The 15511-nt window shown below is 38.6% G+C and carries 11 protein-coding genes and 1 riboswitch; of the genes, 9 read left to right on the forward strand and 2 right to left on the reverse strand.

The window, feature by feature from the left end; all coding sequences use genetic code 11:
• Positions 1-22: 22 nt before the first annotated feature.
• Positions 23-1369 (reverse strand): MATE family efflux transporter, encoded by a 1347-nt coding sequence (locus OU989_RS10710; protein ID WP_274797144.1) that lies wholly within the window; start codon positions 1367-1369, stop codon positions 23-25.
• A gap of 171 nt (positions 1370-1540) precedes the next feature.
• Between OU989_RS10710 and OU989_RS10715 the strand changes: the two genes are divergently transcribed.
• Positions 1541-2617, forward strand: a complete 1077-nt coding sequence (locus OU989_RS10715; RefSeq protein ID WP_274797145.1) for an undecaprenyldiphospho-muramoylpentapeptide beta-N-acetylglucosaminyltransferase — start codon at positions 1541-1543, stop codon at positions 2615-2617.
• Between the two features lie 68 nt (positions 2618-2685).
• Here OU989_RS10715 and OU989_RS10720 read toward each other — a convergent pair whose 3' ends face one another.
• Positions 2686-3234, reverse strand: a complete 549-nt coding sequence (locus OU989_RS10720; protein ID WP_274797147.1) for a GNAT family N-acetyltransferase — start codon at positions 3232-3234, stop codon at positions 2686-2688.
• Positions 3235-3774: 540 nt separating this feature from the next.
• On the opposite strand from OU989_RS10720, the gene OU989_RS10725 reads away from it, so the two are divergent.
• The 8 genes from OU989_RS10725 (at position 3775) to OU989_RS10760 (ending at position 15509) form a co-directional block, all read left to right on the forward strand.
• Positions 3775-5802: a diguanylate cyclase domain-containing protein gene (locus OU989_RS10725; protein ID WP_274797149.1), complete on the forward strand. Its 2028-nt coding sequence runs from the start codon at positions 3775-3777 to the stop codon at positions 5800-5802.
• A gap of 113 nt (positions 5803-5915) precedes the next feature.
• Positions 5916-6590 (forward strand): response regulator transcription factor, encoded by a 675-nt coding sequence (locus OU989_RS10730; protein WP_274797150.1) that lies wholly within the window; start codon positions 5916-5918, stop codon positions 6588-6590.
• Positions 6587-7972: a sensor histidine kinase gene (locus tag OU989_RS10735; protein ID WP_274797151.1), complete on the forward strand. Its 1386-nt coding sequence runs from the start codon at positions 6587-6589 to the stop codon at positions 7970-7972. Before OU989_RS10730 ends, OU989_RS10735 begins: the two co-directional genes overlap by 4 nt.
• Positions 7973-8204: 232 nt before the next feature.
• Positions 8205-11030, forward strand: a complete 2826-nt coding sequence (locus OU989_RS10740) for a 2-oxoglutarate dehydrogenase E1 component (RefSeq protein ID WP_274797152.1) — start codon at positions 8205-8207, stop codon at positions 11028-11030.
• An 89-nt stretch (positions 11031-11119) separates the two neighbouring features.
• A complete protein-coding gene (gene odhB / locus OU989_RS10745; protein ID WP_274797153.1) occupies positions 11120-12373 on the forward strand; it encodes a 2-oxoglutarate dehydrogenase complex dihydrolipoyllysine-residue succinyltransferase in 1254 nt (417 codons plus the stop codon).
• A 168-nt stretch (positions 12374-12541) separates the two neighbouring features.
• Positions 12542-13018: an IS200/IS605 family transposase gene (tnpA, locus tag OU989_RS10750; protein ID WP_274793659.1), complete on the forward strand. Its 477-nt coding sequence runs from the start codon at positions 12542-12544 to the stop codon at positions 13016-13018.
• A 431-nt stretch (positions 13019-13449) separates the two neighbouring features.
• Positions 13450-13636, forward strand: a riboswitch (Lysine riboswitch).
• A gap of 119 nt (positions 13637-13755) precedes the next feature.
• Entirely contained in the window at positions 13756-14613 is an 858-nt protein-coding gene (locus tag OU989_RS10755; RefSeq protein WP_274797155.1) for a transporter substrate-binding domain-containing protein, read from the forward strand.
• Positions 14614-14783: 170 nt separating this feature from the next.
• Positions 14784-15509, forward strand: coding sequence for an amino acid ABC transporter permease (locus tag OU989_RS10760; protein ID WP_274797156.1), 726 nt, complete (start codon positions 14784-14786; stop codon positions 15507-15509).
• The last annotated feature ends 2 nt before the right edge of the window (positions 15510-15511 follow it).

Consider the following 15511-nt stretch of genomic DNA (forward strand, 5'->3'; position numbering starts at 1 on the left):
AGGAAAAGGCGATTTTTAATCGTTAGACGGTCACTCTTTTTTGTACGATAAGTAAGCGAATGAGAAGGGTAATAGCACCCATTGTAAGGCCTGCAACAAGTCCAATCCAATAGCCGAATGGGCCAAAATCAGTATGCGTAGCAAGGACATAGCCTACAGGCAAGCCGATTACCCAGTAAGAGATAATGGCCATTATAAATGTTATCATCACATCTTTATATCCTCTTAAAGCTCCCTGTACAGGTGCTTGGATCGCATCAGATAGCTGGAAAATCGCCGCATAGACTAAAAACTGTACGGCATATTCGAGCACCATGCTGTCTGCTGTATACATATGAGCTACTGGTTCACGTAAAATGAATAGGATACAAGCAGAAATAAAGCTAAACAAAATGGCTGTTCCTACACATAGATAACTATAAATGCGGGCATCACGCATGCGTCCAGCGCCAATTTCAAAGCCTACTAATATCGTAACGCCCATGGAAATACTAAGCGGTACCATATATAAAAGGGAAGTGAAATTTAAGGCAATCTGGTGGGCTGCAATTATTTCAGTGCTAAAGTTACTCATCATCATCGTCACGGCAGAGAAAATACTTGTTTCTGCAAATAAGGAAATGCCAATCGGTACACCAATGAGTAATATTTCCTTCCAGCGCAGCCATTCTAGTTTAGGCCATTGGTGAAACAGACGGAAACGTTCGAACGGTACTCGTTTCGCGATAATCCATACCGTAATCATGAAAATGAGCCAATATGTAATGGCTGTTGCGACACCAGCACCAATCCCACCAAGCTCAGGTGCGCCGAATTTACCGAAAATAAACATATAGTTAAGGGCAATATTAATCGGCGTTGTCATTAAAGTAATAATCATCGTGACACGTGTCTGTCCGAGTGCGTCAATAAAGCAACGCATAACAAAGAATAAGAATAGTGGTAATAGACCAGCACACATTGCATAAATGTAGCCCTTGGCAATATTATGTACAGCAGATTCTAAGCTCATCTTGCTAAGTATCCAGTCAATGCCAAAAAAGAGTCCTGAGAAAATAATAATAGCTAGCATGATGGCTACATAAATGCCTTGCTGGACAGCCTTTTTAGCATCCATCTCTTTTTTTGCACCGACAAGCTGTGAGACAATCGGTGTAATGGCAAGAAGAATCCCTGACAGGCCAGTATAAATGGGCATCCAGATAGAGGAGCCAATCGATACACCTGCTAAATCTGCCGTCCCATAGCGACTGGACATTAAAATATCAAAAAATGAAATGAGATAAATAGCTACTTGTGTCACTAGTATAGGGACAATCATTTTTAAGAGTAATGCGTATTTTTCCTTGATTGTAGATGTTTGGTACATGTTTTATACTTCCTTCATGAACATAATGAACAAGTATAGCATATGTAAAGAGAGAAAAGCTGAATTTTTCATGCTTCATCTATATCTTTTCGTCAGCATATAGTAAAATAGAACACTGTAAACAAAAAGTAGTGCTGACTACAATGGTTTTTAAGGAATAGGAGAATTCATGTGAAACAACAAACAATCATTTTAACCGGTGGTGGGACAGCTGGCCATGTATCGTTAAACCAAGCGATACTCCCGTCTTTACTCGAACTTGGTTATGATGTCCACTATATTGGCTCAGAACAGGGTATTGAAAAAGAATTAATAGGCGAGGCATTTCCCAATGTTCCGTTTTATGGCATTGCGAGTGGTAAATTGCGTCGTTATTTTTCAATGAAAAATTTTACAGATCCATTTAAAGTGCTTGCTGGAATGATGCAGGCTTTTCGTATTATGAAAAAAGTGAAGCCTCAAGTTGTCTTTTCCAAAGGAGGTTTCGTTTCTGTCCCTGTTGTCATGGCAGCGAAACTCGCGGGTGTTCCTGTCGTTATTCATGAATCCGATGTGACGCCAGGTCTTGCTAATAAAATTGCGTTGCCTTTTGCGTCACATGTGTTTACGATTTTTGAAGAAACGCTGAAGCATTTACCACAAGAAAAGGCAACTTGCACGGGCTCTATTATCCGTCCAGAGCTGTTTCAAGGGGATAGAGCAAAAGGTTTATCTTTCTGTGGCTTTTCTACTTTAAAGCCGGTGTTACTTGTCATGGGAGGAAGTTTGGGCTCAGTGGTCCTCAATGAGGCCTTGCGTAAAAACTTGCCAGAGCTTTTAAAGCAATTTCATATTATCCATTTATGTGGTAAAGGGAATTACGATGAAGCGTTAGCAGAGATGCCAGGCTACAAGCAATTTGAATATGTGACTACTGAATTACCTGATTTATTGCATGCAGCTGATTTTATTGTGTCGCGAGCAGGCTCTAACTCCATCTTTGAATTTTTGGCGCTTCATAAGCCAATGCTTTTAGTGCCGCTTTCTGCACAAAAAAGCCGCGGAGATCAAATATTAAATGCCAATTTATTTAAAAAACAAGGCTATGCAGAAGTGTTACAGGAAGAAGAGCTAACAAAGGAATCATTTATGAAATCTGTTCATACTCTAACAGAGCGTAAGGCAGAAATGGTGGAGACGATGGCGAAAACGCAAAAGCCAAAAACACCAGATGAAATGGCGTCATTAATTTTACAATATAAAAAATAAAGGCTATAAAAAGAAGCTATAGGGCATGTCATGTGACAAAACCTATAGCTTCTTCTTATATAAGAGCGTTACATTGCTTGCTCTTCGCCTTCTTGTATTTGATGTGCTGTTGTTAGATAGAATAAATCTTTTGGAATTTTAAATAAATTAAATTGTGCCTCGCCGCTATTGACCTGTGCTAGTAGAGTAGGATGGCTTTCGTTTGCACTCATCACATAAGGGAGTTTTAACGCAGCACGCTGTGATTTTATATTTTCAACTCGTATACGGAGAAAGACCGTATGGAAATTGTATTCAAAAAATAACTCGTTTAAAAATAACATTTTCGCTTTTTGATTATAACCTTTACCTTGGTAAGGGAGTCCAATCCACGTTCCTAAAAAGCCTGCACCGTCCTCAACATCGTGTATACTAATGGTGCCGATTGGTTGACCCCAGTCATCAGTAATGGTCCTCGAGATAGCGAGTCCTCTCGCCTCCTCCTCAATCAGTTGTTTTGTCATAAACCAATATTCATCAGCTGATGTGGCTTTCTGACGGACAAAAGGGAATACAGAAGGGTGTGATAATAGCTCATAAAGCTCTGTACATTCATGCAGGTCTCGATGTTTAAGCATACGAAACGCCTCCTTTACTAGGGTAGTTAAAACAATTCCGTTGAAGCATAAAGAAGAAAACTAAAATTCGTACTGGAATTAAAACCCAAAGAACTAGACGTTATAACTATGATATTCCATAATCTCCCGCTGTCTTACTGATTTCGACCATACCGAAAAAAGGCTAGTTTTTTAAATATAATATAACACAGAAACTGTTTGATGCAATCATTTTGCTCGTAAAAAACAAAATTCAAGTTTAATAGTCAGTAAATTCTGATAAAGGAGATGGTAATATCAATTTTATTGTTGTTTTTTAACATTAAGTCTATCCTATCACTTTTAACTAAAATTAATCATTTATCCATTTCTTTAGTAGGATTTAAGTTTTGCTAGAATAGGTAATATATCAAATATTACCCTAAAAAGGATATATTATTTCTGATTCTAGAAAGGTAATTATTTATTTTTATGTTATAATAGTAGTATTATTTTAATTCTACATACGGATACATACTAACATTTTTATCATGATTGCAAGGGTTTTCTGGAGGTGACAGCATGGAGTATCTTTTAAGCGAAGATTTTTTTAATCAATTGTTTATTGGCAAGGATTTTGTTTTTCTCATGAAAAAAATAGGAGACGATTATCAATATATTCGCTTAAACCAAGCAGCTCGAGATCTGTTATCCAATGAGGCGATTGGAAAAATGCTTTCGACTGTTACCTCAAAACGAAATTTCTCGATCATTCAGAAAAAGTATCATCAGGCAATTAGCGAGCATAATCTGGTTGACTATGTAGATTATGCATATGTTCAGTCGGAGGTGCGTAAATACGAAACGTCCGTCAGACCATTGACATATAATAATGAAGACTATATTTTGGCCATCACGAAGGAAATTCTTTATGACCGCAGTATTGAAGATAAATTTTTATTTATGCGGTCCATGTTTGATCATGCCTTTTTCTCTACTGTTATTTTATCTGCTGAAGGCATGATTTACGAAGTGAATGCAAGCTTTATGGAAGGTTTCCAACTAGATAATGACAGCGTCAAGCAAAAAAGGTTTGTTGATCTACCAATCGTTCCAAAAGAAGAAGTGGAAGAAATAAATTTATGCTTACAAATGGCGGCAAGAGGGGAAAACGTTGCAGAAAAGATCATTAGATTGTACACGCTGGACCAACAGGAACGAATGTATTTAGTATCATTATCACCTGTGATGCAGGATGATAATTCTTTTGCTATATTTCTTATCATGCAAGACTTTACCCAATTCACGGTTCAAAAAGCAGAACTACGTTCGAAATCTCACGGGCTTGATGTATTTAAATCTGCATTAAACTCTGCCACGGCCATTGCCGTATTAGATCATGAAGGCAATATTTCTGAAGTAAGTGAAATGTTTTTACAGGCTTGTGGCTATAGCGCAGAGGAGCTAATTGGCCAGCCGTATGCATTAATCGAACCACGGATCCATGGGCAGGATTTTTTGCAGAGCATAAATGACAAGCTTAATGCAGGGGAGATTTGGCAGGGGGAGCTATGCTATCGGACGAAATATCATGCCGATTATTGGGTTGAAGCCACTATTGTTCCATTAAAAAACGAGTTTGGTGACATCGAACAAATTTTAACCATTAACTATGATATTACGGACAAGAAAAGAATGTTCACGGAATTAAAAAATATCGAACGAACTTTCCGCCTCATTACGGAAAATACGAACGATTTAATTGTCATCACGAATGAGGATGGCATCATTATTTATACATCCCCATCCTATAATATGTATTTAGGCTATGACAATGTAGAGCTGCAAGGACAGTTTTACAGTGACATTATTGATGGAGAAAGTAAGAGTGAGTGGCAATCATTCATTAATAATTATTCTGGTCAGACTGATACACAGTTTGAGCTACTACTGAGGGCGAAAGATGGTACGCCGATTTGGACGGAGGGCAATGTCACAGTTGTCCATGACCCTGAACGGGAGAAGGTGTCACAAATCATGATGGTGTCTCGTGAAATTACCCATCGTAAAGAACGGGAAAATGATTTGCTGTATCTAGCTTATCATGATGCTTTAACTCAGCTACCTAATCGACGTTATTTACAAAAGGAGTTTCCGAATTTACTGGTGGAAGCAAACGACAATCAGACATGTGTAGCTATGCTTTATCTAGATGGTGACGATTTTAAAGAGGTAAATGATCGCTTTGGCCATGACACAGGTGATGCATTTATTCAACGATTTGGCGATGCCTTAAACAAGACGATTCGTAGTCATGATATGGTTATTCGTCTAGGTGGCGATGAATTTATTGTCATCTTAACGGGGTTAACGAGAGATATAGAAAAAAGACATAGCCAAATGATGCATATTATTCGTCGGATTCGAGATGAATTAGCATTAGGCTGGATCATTGAAGATCATCATTTTTCACCAACAGCCTCCATAGGAATTGCTTATTATCCCGATCATGGCCAAACACTAGATGAGTTATTGGATTTAGCTGACCAAGCTTTATATAAATCAAAAGAATTGGGGAAAAATAAGCTCTCTATTTCTGGCAGCCATTAAAAAAGTCTGTCCACAAGGTAAACTTGTGAGACAGACTTTTTAATTGGTGTTATGCTAGTACCGTAAATGGATTAAAATCCTTCATACGCTATTTTGGAATAGAAGGTGATACGATGCCTAAAAAGATATTATTAGTAGAAGATGAAAAGCATATTGCTCGTTTTGTCGAACTAGAATTACAGCATGAAGGCTACGAGGTGAAAGCTGCTTTCGATGGTCGAGAAGGACTTGCAATGGCAACAGCTGAAAATTTTGATGTCCTGTTACTGGATGTAATGCTACCTGGCATTAATGGAATAGAGATTTGTCGGCGTATACGTTCACAGTCACAGGTTCCTATTATTTTATTAACGGCTAGAGATGCTGTCATGGATCGTGTAGCGGGCTTAGATGCAGGTGCGGATGACTATATCGTCAAACCGTTTGCGATTGAAGAGCTACTTGCGAGAATACGGACGATTTTACGTCGTGTCACGCCAGCGGCAGCAAACAGTGAATCCCTCTGTTTTCGCGATATCGAAATAGATGTAGCAGCCTATGAAGTTTTTGTGCAAGGGAATAAACTTGACTTAACAAAGACAGAATACGATTTACTGAAACTATTAATCGAGCACAAAAATAGAGTATGTACACGGGAACATATTTTAACGTCAGTTTGGGGATATGATACAGATATTGAGACCAATGTAGTAGATGTTTATATAAGACATTTACGCACAAAACTACCTGGTGATATGAATGCTTATATTGAAACCGTTCGAGGTGTTGGATACGTGATGCGTGAATGAACAAATTAAAAGGATATCTACGCCACCAATCTTTGCAAACAAAATGGATGTTAACGTCGAGTATCGTCATCTTTATTAGTTATACCATTATATGTGTTGTTGTTTATTTATTTCTTCATACATGGTTATTAAATGATGAAGAGAGTAAAGTAGTCCGAACTAGTAAGGATATCATCTCCTTTTTAGAATCTCAGGGTCCCAATATTACGATTCAGCAAATCCAACAAAATACAGGTTTACTGAAATCAATTGCCGATCGTGATGAAACGGTCAGATTGTTTAATGTAGATGGCATAGAAATCCTACGTATTAATCATACGTCAGAAGCCGTACCTCTTACTGCAATGCAAGAGGTTATCGAGACGACAATCGACAAGCAGGATGTATTAGTAATCAACGAGCCATTGCAACTAGGCTTTTTTCAGGGATATATTCAAGTCATACATCCGTTAACAAGCTTTCAATCACTGATGCATTATCTACTGACAGCGATGCTTATAGCAGGGATAGGCGCATTAGTGTTATCGGGTTCTATCGGCTATTATCTTGCCAATTATTTAATGAAGCCATTACGTGAATTGCGTGCATCGATGAAAAAGGTGATGGATCAGGGGTTTAATGAGCCTATCCAATTGACTTATACATCACATGATGAGATTGGCGATTTATTGAAAATGTACAATGCTATGATGAATGAGCTGCAAATTTCTTTTACTAAGCAGCAACAATTTGTGGCAGACGCTTCCCATGAGCTGCGAACACCCATACAAGCAATTGAAGGACATCTTTCACTTTTAAAAAGATGGGGCAAAAACGATCCTGCCATTTTAGAAGAATCGATAGATACCTCTTTATCGGAAATCGCACGTATGCGCAAAATGATAGAGGAATTATTAGAGCTTGCACGGCGTGAAGAAAAAGATCATGCGAGTGAGGCAAATGCACTGGTGGTACTCCAAGTGGTGATAGATGAACTGAAGCTCGTGCATCCACAAGCGCGAATTTTGCTGTCGAAGCATGGTGAAATAGGTCCGTTATTTATTACCGAAAATGCACTAAGTCAAATCGTTCGTAATATAATAGAGAATGCTATTCGTTATTGTGAAAAAATTCCTGAGATACAAATTTCTATTTCTGTTGCTGGAAATTATGCATGTTTAGAAATTGCTGATAATGGTATAGGAATAGCACAAGACAATATTCCGTTTATTTTTGATCGTTTTTATCGCGTGGATGAGGCAAGAAATCGTCAAATTGGTGGAACTGGCTTAGGGCTAAGTATTTCGAAGATGTTACTTGAAAAATACAATGCAACAGTAGAAGTCAAGAGTGAGGTTAATATTGGAACCGTTTTCTTCTTGAAAATCCCGCTAAAATATTAAGAAAAATGCACGCTTTATTTCATTATTCCATCCTTTGCGAAAAAAATTGCTTAATTTGCTAAAAAGAGTTGTATTTTTTGTGAAGAGTAGTAAGATTGAGATGGAAAAAACGTTCTTTAAAATATGGAAAAGTAGTGTGAAACATTCTTTTAAAGAACGGCTAAATATTATATAATTAATTGCAATTTAATTAATGGAACTGCCGAAAGGCAAAATTTGGAGGTCATTTTTCATGTCGAACAACGTTACAACTGTAAGTTCTCCATGGTCAGCTTTCTCTGGTCCTAACTTAGGATATGTGATGGAGCAATACGACTTATTCTTACAGTCTCCTGAAGAAGTAGAACCGGAGTTAGTATCTTTATTCCAACAATTTGGTGCACCAGTAGTAGTAGAAGGTGAAGTAGCTGTAGCTAGTCATACAGCAGCGGCTCCTGCTGGCGATTACAAAAAAGTGTTAGCCGCTGTAAAATTAGCAGACACAATCCGTACACGCGGTCATTTAGCGGCAGATATTTATCCACTGAAAAACCGTGAACTACAAACAGCTCAAATTGAAGAAAGCGCGTTCAACTTAAGCGCTGCAGATTTAGCTGAAATTCCTGCAGCAATCTTCTTCAAAGATGTGCCAGCAAACGTGAAAAATGGTAAGGATGCAATTGACTATTTAAAAGCTATTTATACAGATAAAGTAGCATTTGAATATGGTCACGTAGTAGCTACAGAAGAACGTGATTGGATTCAAGCGCAAATCGAATCAGGCTTATTTAAACAAGCATTATCTCCTGATGAGAAAAAAGCCTTATTAGATCGTTTAACTCGCGTTGAAAATTTCGAGAAATTTATTCATAAAACTTTTGTAGGACAAAAGCGTTTCTCTGGTGAGGGCTTAGATACGCAAATCGTTCTTTTTGATGAAATCATTAAAACAGCAGAAGCGAAAAACGTGGAAAACGTACGTATTGGTATGGCACACCGTGGTCGCTTAAATGTTTTAACTCACATTTTAAATAAACCGTATGACATGATGTTCTCTGACTTTGCACATGTTTCTAATGATTTATTTATGCCAGAACATGGTCGCCTTGAAATCACAAAAGGTTGGACAGGTGATGTTAAATACCACATGGGTGCTTCTTACAACCGTGAATCAGGTATGAATGTGAAATTGGCTTACAACCCTTCTCACTTAGAAGTTGGAAATCCAGTGGTACTTGGTGCGACTCGTGCAACACAAGATGATACGTCTAAACCAGGTCAACCTGTTTTCGATCGTACAAAAGGCTTAGGCATTCTTGTACATGGTGACGCTGCATTCCCAGGTCAAGGGATTGTAACGGAAGTGTTAAACTTCGCTAAAACAGAAGGCTTTACAACAGGTGGTACAATCCACATTATCGCAAACAATATGATCGGGTTCACAACTGAACATTATGATTCTCGTTCTTCTGTGTACTCTTCTGACCCTGCTAAAGGCTATGAAGTACCAGTAATCCATGTGAACGCGGACAGCCCAGAGGCAGTGGCACAAGTGGGTCGCTTTGCAGCTAACTACCGTCAAACATTTGGCAAAGATATTATCGTAGACCTAGTAGGTTACCGTCGTCATGGTCATAATGAAACAGATGACCCAACTGTAACAAACCCAGAAACATATAAATTAGTTTCAAAACATGAAACAGTACGTGCATTATATGGTGCACAATTAGTGGCAGAAGGTCTTGTATCTACTGATGATGTAGCAGCTTTAGATACAGCTATCTATGCAGAAATGCAAGCAGCCTATGACCATGTAAAAGAAATGGCAGATAAAGATGATCATCATCAATTAGAAATGCCAGAAGAATTAAAAGTAGATTTCCCACAAATTGATACAGCGGTTGGTGCGGAACGTTTAGAAAAAATCAATGAAGAGCTACTAGTGTTTGAAGAAAACTTTGAGCCTCAGAAAAAGCTTGGTAAAATTTTAGAAAAACGTCGTGATGCTTATGCGTCAGCAAAAATCGACTGGGGTCATGCGGAAACTTTAGCATATGCAACAATTATCCAAGATGGCACACCAGTACGTTTTACAGGTCAAGATGCACAGCGTGGTACATTCTCTCAACGTCACTTAGTACTACATGATAAAAACAATGGCAATGTATTCACACCACTTCACCATATTTCTGGTGCGAACGCATCCTTTACAGTACACAACTCACCACTGACAGAAGCAGGGGTAGTAGGCTTTGAGTATGGTTACAACCTAGAAAACAGCCATGTATTAACTGTCTGGGAAGCACAATTCGGTGACTTTGCGAATATGGCGCAAGTGATGTTTGATAACTTTATTTCAGGGGCACGCTCTAAATGGGGTCAAAAATCTGGCTTAGTGATCCTTTTACCACATGGTTATGAAGGTCAAGGTCCAGAGCACTCTTCAAGCCGTATGGAACGTTATTTACAAATGTCAGCTGAAAATAACTGGTTTGTAGCAAACTGTTCAAACGCAGGCAACTACTACCACTTATTACGCCGTCAAGCAGCGTTATTAGGTACTGAAGGGGTACGTCCACTTGTAGTCGTATCACCAAAATCATTATTACGTCATCCATTAGCAGCCGCTAATGCTGAGCAATTAGCAAATGGTTCATTCCAAGAAGTGATTGAACAACCAGGTTTAGGTGCTAAACCAGAAGCTGTAGAACGCATCGTTTTAGGTACAGGTAAAGTGATGATCGATTTAGCCGATCGCGTGAAAGACGGAGAAGGCTTCGATCACTTACACATTATTCGTGTAGAACAACTTTACCCATTCCCAAAAGAGCAAGTTGCTGGTATTATTGCTAAGTATCCTAATGTGAAAGAAATTGTTTGGGTACAAGAAGAACCTAAAAACCAAGGCTCATGGAATTATGCATTAGAAACATTATATGAACTTTCAGAAGGTAAAAAGCTTCGCTATGTAGGTCGTCCTGCAATGAGCTCAACTTCTGAAGGGGACGCAGATTCTCATAAAGCTGCACAATCGGCATTAATTGAAGAAGCAGTTGCTGAGCCAGTAAAGGTTAAATAATCACATATAAATATTGAAACCGGGCTACTTGCCCTTAAGCGGTAGCCCTTCTATGTGCGTAAGCACGTTAATCAAAGGAGGAAATGAAAGTGGCTGAAATTAAAGTCCCTGAATTAGCAGAATCGATTACAGAAGGTAGTATCGCACAGTGGGTTAAAAAAGTGGGCGATCGCGTTGAAAAAGGTGAATTCATCGTTGAACTTGAAACAGATAAAGTAAACGCTGAAATCATTTCTGAAGAAGCAGGTGTATTAACACAAATTTTAGCTGAAGAAGGCGATACTGTACTAGTTGGTCAAGTTATCGCAGTAGTAGAAGCAGGCGAAGGCGCAGCACCTGCACCAGCAGCGGCTCCAGCTGAAGCAGCTCCAGCTCCAGCAGCACCACAAGCAGCTCCTGCACCAGCGGCAGCAGCTCCAGTAGTAGAAGAAACTTCTGGTGAGCGTGTTATCGCATCTCCAGCAGCACGTCGTCTTGCACGTGAAAAAGGTATTGACCTTGCAGCAGTATCTCCAGTAGATCCACAAGGTCGCGTACGTGTACAAGATGTAGCAGCACACGGAACTGCACCAGCGGCAGCAGTAGCACCTACACCAGTAGTAACTACAGGTGGCCCAGTTGTATTCACACCAGCAGCTAATTCTGATCGTGTAACAATTGAAAAAATGAGCCGTCGTCGTCAAACAATTGCAAAACGTTTATTAGAAGTTAAACAATCAACAGCTATGTTAACAACATTCAACGAAATTGACATGACAAACATCATGGCACTTCGTAAACGTAAACAAGAAGAGTTTGTGAAAGCAAACGACATCAAACTTGGTTTCATGTCATTCTTCACAAAAGCTGTTGTTGCAGCACTGAAAAAATACCCATACGTAAACGCTCAAATCGTTGGCGATGAAATTCATTTAAATAACTTCTTCGATATCGGTATCGCTGTATCAACTGAAGAAGGTTTAGTAGTACCAGTTGTACGTGATGCAAACAGCAAAAACTTCGCTGAAATCGAAAAAGATATTGCTAACTTAGCGACAAAAGCTCGTGATAAAAAATTAGGCTTAAATGATATGGCTGGTGGATCATTCACAATCACAAACGGTGGTGTATTCGGTTCATTAATGTCAACACCAATTATGAACGGTACTCAAGCTGGTATTTTAGGTATGCATTCTATTGTTAACCGTCCAGTTGCTGTAAATGGGGAAGTTCAAATCCGTCCAATGATGTATGTAGCACTTTCTTACGATCACCGTATCATCGATGGAAAAGATTCAGTAGGATTCTTAAAAACAGTTAAAGAATTAATTGAAAACCCAGAAGATTTATTATTAAATTCATAATACCATTAAACCCTGCGAACAATGTTCAGCAGGGTTTTTTTGTATCTTTTGAAAACCCCTTGCTATGCGAGGGGTTCCAAAGGGCTTCTAGCTATGGACAAGAAAAAAACCCCAGCCGTACAATGAAATCAGGTCTGGTCAACCGACTTCGTACGAAAGGGGCTCCAAATGGATAATAAAAGTTTAGCACACACGACATGGAATTGTAAGTATCACATCGTCTTTGCGCCAAAATATAGAAGGCAGATTATTTATGGAAAAATCAAAGCAGATATAGGTAGAATTCTTCGCCAGTTATGTGAAAGAAAAGGAGTAGAAATCATTGAAGCTACAGCTTGTCCTGATCATATTCATATGTTGGTGAGTATTCCACCAAAAATAAGTGTTTCATCGTTTGTAGGTTATTTGAAAGGGAAGATTAGTTTAATGATATTCGATCGGCATGCGAACCTGAAATACAAATATGGAAATAGGAAGTTTTGGTGTCGCGGATATTATGTAGATACAGTAGGTCGAAACAGAAAAATCATACAGGAATATATAAAAAATCAATTGCAAGAGGATATTCTTGAGGATCAAATGACTATGAAAGAATTCATTGATCCATTTACAGGAGAAGAAATACAAGCAAAAAAGCGAAAATAATAAAACCACTTTAGTGGTAGCGTGAAAACGGAGTGCGGTTGGCGGACCTTTCAGTGTGTCTTTAGACATGGGCCAGTACCCCAGCGTTTCACGCGTAGAGCAAACCACCAGTTAGACTGGTGGTTCTGATTGTGCATAATGAAATCTTTCGACCGATTCTATTTTTGAAAGAGTACTAATGTTATATCGTATAGAGGAGCAAAAAAGAAATAAACACAACTTTTCTCACATAGAAAACATACTCTATAATAAAAATATGTTGTAATTTTCAGAAATATTGACGAAAGCTCAATGATTTAAAATGGATAGAGAACGCATAATAACCTAATATTGTCATTAGTCAGAAAAATGTTAAAATCGTCTTGACGAACATATTAGTTTTATAGTAGTATCTAAATATCAATTAAATAAACAAACCTCACGAATGTTACCAGTGAGGTAGAGGCGCGGTATTTATTAGTTCATTGTTGAGTACAAGCAAGCGAAGACGCAATGAAGAAGGAAATATCGCCGAAGTATAAAAGGAGCTCGTACTTTTATGCTGGGTCTGCAGTGAATAAGTGCAGGACTGTCCTAGTAAATTGATTTCCAGGTTTACTAGGTTGTGCTATCTCGGAAATATGGAAATAATAGTGAGGATTTGGGCAACTGTCATAAAAGGTAAGACCTAAGTTCAATAAACTTAGGTCTTTTTTAGTACAGTTGTCTTATTTTTTTACAGAAAAGGGGAGTTTTTCATGAAAAGAAAATGGTTGTTAGTAATGATCTCTATCATGACAGCAATTGTGCTAGCTGCATGTGGCACTAGCGACAAAAAAGACGGCGGTTCAGGTGATGCTGGCGCGGACAAGGAAGAAGGCGGCGGTGAATTCCGCATTGGAATGGAGGCTGGCTACCCACCATTCAACTGGACACAGCAGGACGATGCTAATGGCGCGGTAAAAATTGCTGATAATGCAGAGTATGCAGGCGGCTATGATGTACAAATGGCGAAAAAAATCGCTGAAGGCTTAGGCAAAGAGCTAGTTATCGTAAAAATGGAATGGGACGGCTTAGTACCAGCGCTACAATCAAACAAAATTGATGCAATCATTGCGGGTATGTCACCAACAGAAGAACGTAAGAAAACAATCGACTTTACTGAAAACTACTACACGTCGGATTTCGTAATGGTGATTAAAAAGGGTAGCAAATATGAAGGGGCAAAATCAATTCAAGATTTCTCTGGTGCAAAAATTACATCCCAATTAAATACATCGAACTACACAGTTATTGATCAAATTAAAGGTGTAGACAAACAAACTGCTATGGAAAGCTTCCCGGCAATGCGTGTCGCTTTAGAGGCTGGCAAAATTGATGGTTATGTAGCAGAACGTCCAGAAGGAATTTCCGCTGCAGCAGCGAACGATAAGTTCACATATGTTGCATTTGAAGAAGGCTTTGATACAGATCTTTCTAACACTTCAATTGCTGTAGGTTTACGCAAAGAAGATGCAAATCGTGAAAAAATTAACGAAATATTAAAAGGTATTACAGAGGACGATCGTCAAGCCATTATGGAAGAAGCGATTAAGAATCAACCAGCAGCACAATAATGACAAGGCACGGACTAGTTGCTGGTCCGTGCATGATCATTTCATCATTATCAAAATGAGAACCTCTCTACATAATGATAATGTCCTAGCGTGACAAATCATAGAATGGTAGAAAGAGCTAGGACACGAAAAAGATAAGCAAGCAACATGACATTGTAAGGAGGAACATCATGAGTCTTGAATGGATAATTTCAATTATTGAAAACAACTGGCAAATGTTTTTACGAGGTGCGTATTATACGTTACTGATTTCGATTATTAGTACAATTATTGGTGCATTCATCGGATTTTTCATCGGAATTATGCATACGATTCCAGTTCGTAAAAAAGGAATAAAATTTTATAGCCTGAAGCTTATTAATTTTATCCTAACATGCTATGTTGAATTTTTCCGTGGTACACCAATGATTGTACAGGCTATGGTTGTCTACTACGGATTAGATATCGCGTTTGGAATTGACATGCATTTTATCACAGCAGGTATTTTAGTCGTTTCTCTTAATACAGGGGCATACATGGCAGAGATTGTGCGTGGTGGGATTGTATCGATTGATAATGGTCAATACGAGGCAGCATCAGCGATTGGGATGAATCACTTCCAAATCATGCTTCACGTAGTCCTGCCGCAAGTAGCACGTAACGTTTTACCAGCAACAGGTAACCAACTAATTATGAATATTAAAGATACAGCCGTATTAAATGTCATCGGCGTAACAGAGTTATTCTTCCAAACAAAATCAATTTCAGGTAACAACTTCCGTTATTTTGAATCGTTCTTTGTCGCATGTGTTCTTTATTTCATTATGACATTTACCGCATCTCGCATCCTTCTATATGTTGAAAAACGTTTGGATGGACCGGATGCCTATCAAAAAGAACAAAAAGAAGCAGTATAGGG

Origin of the sequence: Lysinibacillus irui, assembly GCF_028877475.1 — a bacterium.
In the GTDB taxonomy this organism is placed as follows: Bacteria; Bacillota; Bacilli; order Bacillales_A; family Planococcaceae; genus Lysinibacillus; species Lysinibacillus irui.